Here is an 8798-nt window from a genome sequence, read left to right on the forward strand (position 1 = left end):
TACCTACTATGAACAAGATCCAGAAAAAGTAGCTTTATTTCTTAAACATTTTAATCGTTTAAAGCACTTAACACCTGTTTATATTGATGAAACAGGATTCGATACTTATTTTTATCGAGAATATGGTCGCTCATTAAGAGGACAATTGATAAAAGGTAAAGTATTTGGAAGAAGGGATCATAGGATTTCTTTGGTTGCAGGGTTGATAAATGGTGAGCTAATCGCTCCGATGACTTATGAAGAAACAATGACGAGCGACTTTTTTGAAGCCTGGTTTCAGAAATTTCTGCTGCCAACATTAAGCACACCATCAGTTATTATTATGGATAATGCAAGATTCCATAGAATGAGTAGGCTAGAGCNCTTATGTGAAGAGTATGGGCATAAACTTTTACCACTTCCTCCATACTCACCTGAGTATAATCCTATTGAGAAAACATGGGCTCATATCAAAAAACACCTCAGAAAAGTATTGCCAAATTGCGATACTTTTCTTGAGACTCTTTTGTCCTATCCCTATTTCAATCAACTATAAATATATTTTTAAACAAACACAAGAAAAATTTAACAAATAAAAAAGTTCATATCAAAATCCCATTCCGCATAGTTGTAAGAACAGATTGGAGTGTAAAACACAAACAAATCTGGCAATCAACTACTGCGTTGAAAATTTTAACATGAACTCTAAGAAGTAAGCTGAGACCCTTGCCTCAACCTCTAACCGTGTGAAGGTCTGTGAAATCCCATCATTTCCATTAACTGATCTGATATCGATTCCCCTGACTTTTTCTTGAAAGCTTGCATCACTTCAAAGTCATCAATAAGATAGGGCACACCAATGACAATCAATAATGCTAAAGCTATTAAGCTGATAAATAAGTAAATCATGACAACCTCCTTCTGGAAGAAACATCCTACTTTTTACATCTTTATTATACACCTAAAGTCAATGAATGTAAACGGATACAGAATCTATTTCTCAAGTTTTAAACAATAAGATCTACCATTAGAAGTCAATTGATTCACTTTAAAGCCTGCGGATAAAAAAAGATTCTGGAAACGTTTGTTGAAATCATAAATTTCTTGAACCTGTATTGTATCAAATCCCAAAGATTTAGCTCGAGCAATCATAGCATTTAGCACCAATTTCCCTATTCCCTGTTCCTGATAGTTTCTATTTCCAATGACAATAGCGAAGTCATCTCTAGATAGACAAACATCTCCAATTGGTAACCATTTTCCACTATCAAAAATCTCGATAAAATACAATTCCCCGTGTTTTTTCTGATAATCATACATACGCACAAGGCGTTCTAAATCATAAGATTCAGTTGTGCCATTAACCTGATTCAAAAGTTCTTTATCCTGATACCAAATGAGAGCCACTCTTAACTTCATCATATCTGCTTGAAAAGGTAACAAACGCAACTCTTTTGTAATGTTGATTGTTTCCATAATCAGCTACTTTCTTTGACTTCCCCTGAATAATAATCAAAAACTAAACCATTTTGAACATTGGGTACAAAGACATTAAATTCTAAACTCCCATCTGATGATTTAGCTTCAAGATGCACCCCGCTTGCTAGAATGTTATCTCCCTGATAAATCAAAGTCACGCGATAGCGAACACGTTTTTTATTATCTAGAGCTTTTCTAACAAGTGTTTCATAGTAATTTTGTCCAGTTGACTCTTGGGAATTTGCCTGATTGGCCCAGGCAGCTTGCGTAGCAATATTATCTGAATTACTCATTGAAGCATCAAATCCCTTCAAGCCTCCTACCAAGGAATAGGCTAAAAGGTGTCCACGATCCACTGCATGATCATAATCGCCCGTTAAATCAGTCAATTGATGCCAACCTGCTGGTCGCCAACTACTTCCTCCGTTACCAGTCTTTTCACGGCTTTCATATTGCCGTGTAGCTTTCGATAAAAGAGCATTAGCCACTGTCGGCACTTTTTCCCCTCTCACATATTTTGTTTTATTGGTAGCATATGATACGCTTGCAACATCTGCTTTTAAACTCGTCTGATTATTATTGATAATAAAAGCGCCTGCTTGATTCCATTCTATTTTCTTCCCAAGTTGATTTTTGACCTCCGCCGTAAGAACAGACTCTGCTAACACTTGATCCGGTCGCCCGCTTGTATCAACCGATTTGCCTGCTTGCGAAGTTTCATTATCAGTTTTTAAAACGAATTGTGCCACTTGCTTTAAAGGAGACTTGTCAGGAATAGCTCCGCTATTAACAACCGCGATGGTAATTACAGTCACTAGGAAAACTAGGACTGAAATAATTGATTTTTGTCTTTTCTTTCTCATTATCCCTCTTCAAATTTTAAGAAAAAGTAGGTGGTATCCCTACTTTCCTGTGAATTTTCCAATGATAGACTCCCACTTATCCACTGAAAGGATAGATAGAGGGTTCTTTCCATTTCCCATAAAGCTGTAACCAATCATCAAGCCAATAGCTAGACAAAGGCATGATAGCAGAGCTACCAAGAGGACGAGTGAGATTTGTTTTAAAACATACTTCCAACCACTATTCATCTTTAAGCCTCGCTAACTCGTCTAATATTGGCACCGAGTTTGGCCAACTTTTCATGAAATTGATAATAACCACGATCTAAATGTGTTAATTTTCCAACAATCGTTGTGCCATTGGCAACAAGTCCCGTCAAAATAAGAGCAGCACTAGCTCGTAAATCAGTTGACATAACTGGTGCTCCTTGTAAATCGTGCCCACCATGAATCAATGCCGTATCACGAAGAATCTCTGAATGCAGACCCATACGACGCATTTCTTCCAGATGTTGGAAACGATTCTCAAAAACTGTTTCGATCATGGTCGACTCCCCCTTAACAATCGCCATAAGCGCAGTAAATTGGGCTTGCATATCCGTTGGGAAGCCTGGATGTGGCAGTGTTTTAACTGTTACAGGACGTAAGTTGTCAAGCTCTGCCTGCACACGAATACCATTTTCTTCCTCAGTAACACTGACTCCCATCTCCATCAATTTTGAAATCAAAGGTCTATTATGCTCCCAGACAGCATCTTTGATGAGAACATTTCCAGAGGTCATAGCTGCAGCTACCATAAAGGTTCCCGCTTCAATGCGATCCTGAACAACATCGTGTTCAGCACCGTGAAGGCTATCAACTCCAGTAATGACAAGTGTTTCCGTTCCCGCACCACGAACCTGAGCACCCATTTCATTAAGTAAAATGGCAAGATCCACAATTTCCGGTTCACGCGCAGCATTTTCAATCGTCGTTACTCCTTCAGCCAATGTTGCTGCCATCATCAAATTTTGAGTTGCTCCTACTGATGGAAAATCCATATAAATATGAGCACCGTGGAGTTTTTCAGCTTCGGCAGTAATATCTCCACCAAGCTGCGTTATTTTTGCCCCCATGGCTTCTAAACCTTTTAAATGCAAATCAATAGGGCGACTGCCAATTGTACAACCACCAGGCATAGAAACCTTAGCATGTCCATTACGTGCTAAAATTGGCCCCAAAACAACAATAGATGCCCGCATCTTGCTAACATACTCGTACGGTGCAACATCCAAAATGTCACTCGTAGCATCAACGGTAATCTCCTTATCATCCTCATTAAATTCAACAGAAATTCCCAATCCACGGACTACGTTGTTCATCGTGAAAACGTCTGATAAGATAGGAACATTTCTCAAAATAGTCTTTCCGCTTTTAGGTAGAATAGTCGCTGCAAGTAAGGGAAGAACAGCATTTTTAGCTCCCTCAATAACCACTTCTCCGTCAAGGCGTGTTTGACCACCTTCAATGATAATTTTATCCAAAATGTAACTCCGTTCTATACAATATCCTGACTTTGATTATACCATAGTTTGATAGATAATACCTTTATCGGAACATGAAAAAAAGATTTTGGCTAACTTGAATCAGTTCTAAGAAAAAGTGACTGACCATGTAACCTAAACCAAGACTTAAAAATAGCACTAAAAGACGGAGTTTCGACATATTTTCCGTGGTTAATTTAATAAATTTAGACCAATCAACCATTGTTGCTAAGAGTTGATAGCTAATACCAATAAAAACAAAGTGACTGCATAAAGTCACAATAAGATTTAACATTTCCATACATCTATTATATCAGATTAGCTCTCAAAAGTATTAAATACCCTTTGAAAATAAAACTTAAAAGATTATAAAAAAGAGCTAGATGCTAATCTAGACTCTAAAAATATGAAGTAATTCTTATTTTTTACCTTGTTTATAGAACTCTTGCAAGGCCTCTTGCCAAGTTGGGATAACAAAACCTGTTGCCTTTGTTTTAGCCAGACTCATCGTTGAGTTCAATGGGCGTTTGGCCTTAGCTGGGAATGAGCTTGAATCAACTGGTTTAACGACAACATCACTATCTTTGAGAATCTCAACTGCAAAATCGTACCAAGTTGTGTCTTCTTTGGCATCATTTGACAAATGATAGTAACCAAAAGCTTTTTGGTTTTCGGCTAAGTAAGTCATAAATTCTGCTAATGTACGTGTCCAAGTTGGACGACCGTGCTGATCATTGACAACTGTTAGCGTATCATGGGTTTTGGCAAGATTTTGCATGGTAAAGACAAAGTTTTTACCATAATTACCAAATACCCAAGCGGTACGGATAATATAGAATTTGTCCGCATATTTTTCAACCGCTTCTTCACCTAAACGTTTGGTACGACCGTATTCTGTTTTTGGATCTGGTGTATCTGTCTCCAACCACTCTTGTCCAACTGGTTTTTCACCATCAAAAACGTAGTCTGTTGAAATATAAACCAGGGTTGCACCGTATTTGGCAGCAGCTTTAGCGACATTTTCCGTACCTGTCACATTGATGGCATAGTTAAGTTCTTTTCCTTCATCTTCAGCGGCATCAACTGCAGTATAGGCTGCACAGTGGTAAACCAAGGTCGGTTTGACTTGAGAGAATACCTCTTCCACCTTATCTGCATCAGTAATATCCATCTCTGCGACATCGACAGCCACATAGTCCTCATTGCGCTCATCTAAAAGATAGCGTAATTCTGTTCCTAACTGGCCATTAGCACCTGTTACTAAAATCATGTGAGTACTCCTTTTTATTCGTTCCATTCTATTTTACAACAAAAAAAGGGATTTTTCACCCTTTTTCACTTTTTATCGGATACCTAGCGCAATACGAGCATAACGGCTCATTTTATCAACTGTCCAAGCTGGATACCAAACCAGTTTAACTTCAACACTGGTCACTTCTGGCACATCTTTCATGACATCGTGGATTTGATTTGTCAGAAGATCCGCTAGTGGACATCCCATCGTTGTTAAGGTCATATCAATCTCCGTACGACCATCTTGTTCAAAACGTATCTCATAAACTAGACCAAGATTGACAATATCAATACCAAGTTCAGGATCAATAACCATTTCCAAAGCTTCTAGGATGCGGTCCTTGATTTTAGTAATTTCTTCTTCAGTGTATTTTACAGTTTCTGACATAATTACCTCACTTATTAATCTTCAATGAAATCACGAAGCTGCTTGCTACGACTTGGGTGGCGAAGTTTACGAAGCGCTTTAGCTTCAATCTGACGAATACGTTCACGCGTTACATTGAAAACTTTACCAACATCTTCAAGAGTACGCATTTTACCATCGTCGAGTCCAAAACGAAGGCGAAGCACATTCTCCTCGCGATCAGTAAGTGTATCCAAAACTTCGTCCAATTGCTCACGCAGCACCACACGGGTTGTATAGTCAACCGGATTTTCGATAACTTCATCTTCAATGAAGTCACCAAGGTGACTATCATCTTCCTCACCAATTGGTGTTTCTAGAGAAACAGGCTCTTGTGCAATTTTGAGAATTTCACGGACCTTATCTGGCGTCATATCCATACGCTCAGCAATTTGCTCTGGTGTTGGATCTTGACCGAGTTCTTGAAGCAAGTTGCGCTGCTCACGAACCAATTTGTTAATTGTTTCCACCATGTGAACAGGGATACGAATGGTACGAGCTTGATCAGCGATAGCACGAGTGATAGCCTGACGAATCCACCAAGTCGCATAGGTTGAAAATTTGAAGCCTTTTGAATAATCAAATTTATCAACGGCTTTCATCAAGCCCATGTTACCTTCTTGGATAAGATCAAGAAACTGCATGCCACGCCCAACATAACGTTTAGCAATGGAAACTACCAAACGTAAATTAGCCTCAGCCAAACGCTGTTTTGCTTGCAAATCACCTGCGGCAACCGCAACAGCTAATTCTTTTTCTTCTTCATTGGTCAAAAGTGGCACCACACCAATCTCTTTCAAATACATGCGGACGGGATCATTGACCTTAGCCGAGTTGGAACCCAGCAATTCTTCGTCAGTTAATTCTTCGGGTTGAGGTTCCTCAACGACGTATTTTGTTGATGGATTTCCCTCTTTATCGGTAATCGAAATACCGCCATCTGTCAAACGTTCCAAGAGATTATCAATCTGATCTGCATCCAATGCAAAAGGAATAACTAGCTTTTCTGTAACTTCATCATCAACAGCTGTTCCTTCTTTTTTGTGGCTACGGATAAATTCTGCAACTTGAACGTTAAATGTTGTAATTTCTTTTTCGTTTGCCATAGGTTCCTCTATTCCATATTTCTTTTTTGTGCAATAAGTTGTTGCAAAGCTAATAAAGCTTGATCGGTATCGCCGTGGTTACTAGATTCGCGAACTTGCTTACTATGCCTGTGCATCTCGCGCTCTTGTAAAAGTTGTCTTCTCCGATGCTCAATGGCCTCTATTTCATTATTCGCAATTTCTTTGGGCAAATTTTCCTCCAAAACGCGATAATACATCAGACGAACTGGCTCGTCCATCTGATTCAAGTCAATAGTGCTGATTTCTCCTTGTTTTTTCAGTAAAAAATACAACTCTTGTAGTTCAGGTGTGTCAAAAGAGAAATCATCACGATTACGAAATTCATTAAGCAGGTAATCATGGTGCAACAGACGATGCATAAGCTGAGTCTCAGCTTTGACCACTGCTGTTAATGATTTTGACACTGGTAAATCAACCACTCGCATAGCCGTTTGTTTCGTTTCTTGGGCAATAGCAGAGCGGTTGGACAAACGTTGATTGTTAACAGCTTGTTCTACCTGAAAATAATCGTAGTCTGGCAAAAGCTCCGCTACCATATTGATATAGGCATTCTGAGCTGTAATAGACGGTGATTGAACGATGATTCGTGCTATCTTTTCAACATAGGCTATTTCAGCCTGAAGGTTATCGATATTGTCTGGCTTCAAATAATGAATAAAAAATTCAACACTAGAAACACGCGACTGCTCCAAAAGTTGCCGGAGTGCCTCAGGAGAATTTTTTTGAAGAAACTCATCTGGATCCATCTGATTGGGGACGCGGACAATTTCTACCTGCATATCAGACAAAATCTCTAAGGACTTTGCGATGGCATTTTGCCCAGCATTGTCACCATCATAAGTTAAAATTACTTTTTTGGTGATTTTTTTCAAATGCTGAACGTGTTCTGGCGTCAGCGCCGTCCCCATAGAAGCGACAGCATTTTCAACACCTGCCTGATAGGCAGCGATAACGTCCATAAAACCTTCCATAAGATAGATTTCATGCTGTTTAGTCGCAACAGCCTTAGCCTTGTCCAAATGGTACATCTCATAGGACTTGTTGAAAATCGGTGTAGAGCGTGAATTTTTGTACTTGGCTAGTTTCTGCTCGCTATCAGTCTGTGTCCAGATACGACCCGAAAAGGCAATGACATGTCCTGAGTCGTCTGTCAGAGGAAACATGATACGATTACGAAAAGCATCGTAAAACCGATTATTTTCTTCTGAAAAGTTAAAGAGACCTGAATTGGTCAGCGTGACTTCGTCATACTTGTCCTTTGAACTGACTTGACGGTAGAAAAAATCCGCTTCGTCAGGAGCCAACCCGATATTGAATTCTTCCAAAAGTTGGTCTGTCATTCCCCGTTCAGCCAAATAAGCTCGCGCTTCCTGACCAACCTTAGTGGTCATAAGAACGGCATGATAAAACTTAGCCGCATCTTGGTGAATATCCAATAAAGCTTGATTGGGATGAGCAGAACGATTTTGCTGAGGAGTTGTTTCAACCTGAACAGAAATTCCCGACCGTTCTGCTACTATTCTAACACTTTCCAGAAAGCTGACTTGACGATATTCCTCAATAAATTTAAAAACATCGCCAGATTTGCCGCAGCCGAAGCAATGAAAGAATTGGCGGTCTTCAATGACATTAAAGGAGGGAGTTTTTTCCTTATGAAATGGGCAAAGTCCCAGATAGTTGCGACCGGCCTTTGATAAGCTGACCACTTCTCCGATGACATCAACAATATTGACACTGTTTTTTATCTCAGCAATCGTTTCTTTGTCAATAGCCAATTCATCACCTCCTCAGAAGTATCCCATTTTAGTGTTACATTACATTATAGCATTTTCAGAAGGTATTTGTAAAATGAAAAATCCAAAGTTTTTCCAAGATTTTTTCGACCCGCGTTGTAAAATGAAGTGCAACAAAAAAGACATGCTCGTCTGATATACTAGAATTCCCCAACTCAGTATAGAAAGCAGATGAACATGTCCACTAATCATTCTACCAAAAAATCGTTATACTCACACCTTTCAGCCTCTGAACGCGGAGAAATCAGCGCCTATCTCAAGATGGGCAAGAACCCCTCTGAGATTGCTCGTCTGCTTGGGCGTCATCGCTCAACCATCAGTCGTGAAATCAAACGAGGAAGTGTTTCTCAGGTTCA

General features: G+C 39.4%; 12 protein-coding genes. 2 read left to right on the top strand and 10 right to left on the bottom strand.

The genetic code is table 11. From position 1 onward, the window contains the following. Positions 1-535: IS630 family transposase (locus tag A3I7_RS0109795; RefSeq protein ID WP_018376591.1), on the top strand; the 535-nt coding region annotated here is incomplete at its 5' end. Positions 536-717: 182 nt separating this feature from the next. Here A3I7_RS0109795 and A3I7_RS14195 read toward each other — a convergent pair. The 10 genes from A3I7_RS14195 to dnaG form a co-directional block, all read right to left on the bottom strand. Then, complete coding sequence (locus A3I7_RS14195) at positions 718-888, bottom strand: hypothetical protein (RefSeq protein ID WP_018376592.1); 171 nt, start codon at positions 886-888, stop codon at positions 718-720. Between the two features lie 84 nt (positions 889-972). Continuing rightward, a complete protein-coding gene (locus A3I7_RS0109805) occupies positions 973-1455 on the bottom strand; it encodes a GNAT family N-acetyltransferase (RefSeq protein WP_018376593.1) in 483 nt (160 codons plus the stop codon). 2 nt (positions 1456-1457) lie between these two features. Continuing rightward, entirely contained in the window at positions 1458-2321 is an 864-nt protein-coding gene (locus A3I7_RS0109810) for a DNA/RNA non-specific endonuclease (protein ID WP_018376594.1), read from the bottom strand. Positions 2322-2360: 39 nt separating this feature from the next. Next, positions 2361-2549: a DNA-directed RNA polymerase subunit beta gene (locus A3I7_RS0109815; RefSeq protein WP_018376595.1), complete on the bottom strand. Its 189-nt coding sequence runs from the start codon at positions 2547-2549 to the stop codon at positions 2361-2363. Between the two features lie 2 nt (positions 2550-2551). After that, positions 2552-3823, bottom strand: coding sequence for a UDP-N-acetylglucosamine 1-carboxyvinyltransferase (gene murA, locus A3I7_RS0109820; RefSeq protein ID WP_018376596.1), 1272 nt, complete (start codon positions 3821-3823; stop codon positions 2552-2554). A 64-nt stretch (positions 3824-3887) separates the two neighbouring features. Continuing rightward, positions 3888-4124 (bottom strand): DUF1146 family protein, encoded by a 237-nt coding sequence (locus A3I7_RS0109825; RefSeq protein ID WP_018376597.1) that lies wholly within the window; start codon positions 4122-4124, stop codon positions 3888-3890. Between the two features lie 117 nt (positions 4125-4241). Beyond that, positions 4242-5093, bottom strand: a complete 852-nt coding sequence (gene rfbD, locus A3I7_RS0109830) for a dTDP-4-dehydrorhamnose reductase (protein ID WP_018376598.1) — start codon at positions 5091-5093, stop codon at positions 4242-4244. Between the two features lie 72 nt (positions 5094-5165). Further along, positions 5166-5504 carry a metal-sulfur cluster assembly factor gene (locus A3I7_RS0109835; protein ID WP_018376599.1) on the bottom strand — a complete coding sequence of 113 codons (339 nt, stop codon included), beginning with the start codon at positions 5502-5504 and terminating at the stop codon, positions 5166-5168. 14 nt (positions 5505-5518) lie between these two features. Then, on the bottom strand, positions 5519-6628 hold the full coding sequence (gene rpoD, locus A3I7_RS0109840; RefSeq protein WP_018376600.1) for an RNA polymerase sigma factor RpoD: 1110 nt from the start codon (positions 6626-6628) through the stop codon (positions 5519-5521). A gap of 8 nt (positions 6629-6636) precedes the next feature. Beyond that, complete coding sequence (dnaG, locus tag A3I7_RS0109845; protein ID WP_018376601.1) at positions 6637-8424, bottom strand: DNA primase; 1788 nt, start codon at positions 8422-8424, stop codon at positions 6637-6639. Between the two features lie 195 nt (positions 8425-8619). On the opposite strand from dnaG, the gene A3I7_RS0109850 reads away from it, so the two are divergent. Next, on the top strand, positions 8620-8798 hold a 179-nt coding region (locus A3I7_RS0109850), incomplete at its 3' end, for a helix-turn-helix domain-containing protein (RefSeq protein ID WP_018364616.1).

This window comes from Streptococcus orisratti DSM 15617 (genome assembly GCF_000380105.1).
Lineage (GTDB): Bacteria > Bacillota > Bacilli > Lactobacillales > Streptococcaceae > Streptococcus > Streptococcus orisratti.

Excerpts from the sequence above, each read along its gene's own strand:
- A3I7_RS0109825 (WP_018376597.1), bottom strand. The coding sequence starts at position 4,124 with ATGGAAATGTTAAATCTTATTGTGACTTTATGCAGTCACTTTGTTTTT.
- A3I7_RS0109835 (WP_018376599.1), bottom strand. The coding sequence starts at position 5,504 with ATGTCAGAAACTGTAAAATACACTGAAGAAGAAATTACTAAAATCAAG.
- rpoD (WP_018376600.1), bottom strand. The coding sequence starts at position 6,628 with ATGGCAAACGAAAAAGAAATTACAACATTTAACGTTCAAGTTGCAGAA.
- A3I7_RS14195 (WP_018376592.1), bottom strand. The coding sequence starts at position 888 with ATGATTTACTTATTTATCAGCTTAATAGCTTTAGCATTATTGATTGTC.
- A3I7_RS0109810 (WP_018376594.1), bottom strand. The coding sequence starts at position 2,321 with ATGAGAAAGAAAAGACAAAAATCAATTATTTCAGTCCTAGTTTTCCTA.
- A3I7_RS0109805 (WP_018376593.1), bottom strand. The coding sequence starts at position 1,455 with ATGGAAACAATCAACATTACAAAAGAGTTGCGTTTGTTACCTTTTCAA.
- A3I7_RS0109815 (WP_018376595.1), bottom strand. The coding sequence starts at position 2,549 with ATGAATAGTGGTTGGAAGTATGTTTTAAAACAAATCTCACTCGTCCTC.
- rfbD (WP_018376598.1), bottom strand. The coding sequence starts at position 5,093 with ATGATTTTAGTAACAGGTGCTAATGGCCAGTTAGGAACAGAATTACGC.